We start from the raw sequence: 1,613 nt of genomic DNA, 5'->3' as shown, positions 1-1,613 counted from the left end.
GGACCTGTCGAGCGAACTCGGCAAGCAGATCGAATTGGAGATGCACGGCGCCGACACCGAGCTCGACCGCCAGGTGCTCGATTTGATCAAGGACCCGCTCACCCACATGGTGCGCAACTCCGCCGATCATGGCCTGGAGACCCCCGCGGAGCGTCTCGCATCCGGCAAGGGCGAGCAGGGCACCATCCGCCTGTCCGCCTATCACGAGGGCGGCCACATCATCATCTGCATCGCCGACAACGGCCGTGGCCTCAACACCGAGAAGATCAAGGCCAAGGCGATCTCCTCAGGGTTGGTCACCGAGGCCGAGCTCGAGAAGATGAGCGAAGCCCAGATCCACAAGTTCATCTTCGCGCCCGGCTTCTCCACCGCAGCCGCCATCACCTCGGTCTCCGGCCGCGGCGTCGGCATGGACGTGGTGCGCACCAATATCGACCAGATCGGCGGCACCATCGACATCAAGTCGGTGGCCGGCGAGGGAAGCTCCGTCACCATCAAGATCCCGCTGACGCTGGCGATCGTCTCCGCCCTGATCGTCGAAGCCGCCGGCGACCGCTTTGCGATCCCGCAGCTCTCGGTGGTCGAGCTGGTCCGGGCCCGCGCCAACTCAGAGCACCGCATCGAGCGCATCAAGGACACCGCGGTCCTCCGTCTGCGCAACAAGCTGCTGCCGCTGATCCATCTGAAGAAGCTGCTCAAGATCGACGACGGCGCCGCGTCCGATCCCGAGAACGGCTTCATCGTGGTCACGCAAGTCGGCAGCCAGACCTTCGGCATCGTCGTCGACGGCGTGTTCCACACCGAAGAGATCGTCGTGAAGCCGATGTCGACCAAGCTGCGTCACATCGACATGTTCTCCGGCAACACCATCCTGGGCGATGGCGCGGTGATCATGATCATCGACCCCAACGGCATTGCCAAGGCGCTTGGCGCCGCCGGCTCCTCGGCCCATGACATGGGCGACGAGAACGGCGCGCATCACATCGGAAGCGGCGAGCAGACCACTTCGCTGCTGGTGTTCCGCGCCGGCTCGTCGCAGCCCAAGGCGGTCCCGCTTGGCCTCGTCACGCGCCTGGAAGAGCTGCCCGCCGACAAGATCGAGTTCTCGAACGGCCGCTACATGGTGCAATACCGCGAGCAGCTGATGCCGCTCGTCGCCATGGAGAGCGTCACCATTGCCAGCCAGGGCGCCCAGCCGATCCTGGTGTTCGCCGATGACGGCCGCTCCATGGGCCTCGTCGTCGACGAGATCATCGACATCGTCGAGGAACGGCTCAACATCGAGGTCGGCGGCTCCGCCTCCGGCATCCTCGGCTCGGCCGTGATCAAGGGCCAGGCCACCGAGGTGATCGACGTCGGCCACTTCCTCCCGATGGCGTTCGCCGACTGGTTCACCCGCAAGGAGATGAAGCCGTCGATGCACTCGCAGTCGGTGCTGCTGGTCGACGACAGCGCCTTCTTCCGCAACATGCTGGCGCCCGTGCTCAAGGCCGCCGGCTACCGCGTCCGCACCGCGCCGACCGCGCAGGAGGGCCTCGCGGCACTGCGGGCGCAGAGCTTCGACGTGGTCCTGACCGACATCGAGATGCCCGACATGAACGGGTTCGAGTTCG

Annotated in this window: 1 protein-coding gene; it reads left to right on the top strand. The window is 65.7% G+C overall.

Annotated elements, in window-relative coordinates; translation table 11 throughout:
* Positions 1-1,613: hybrid sensor histidine kinase/response regulator (locus XI04_RS08125; protein ID WP_271623553.1), on the top strand; the 1,613-nt coding region annotated here is incomplete at both ends.

The sequence above is a fragment of the Bradyrhizobium sp. CCBAU 11430 genome (assembly GCF_028128855.1).
GTDB classification, from domain to species: Bacteria; Pseudomonadota; Alphaproteobacteria; order Rhizobiales; family Xanthobacteraceae; genus Bradyrhizobium; species Bradyrhizobium ottawaense.
The sequence above is the reverse complement of the archived record's forward strand: the minus strand, read 5'-3'. Positions and strand labels throughout refer to the sequence as shown.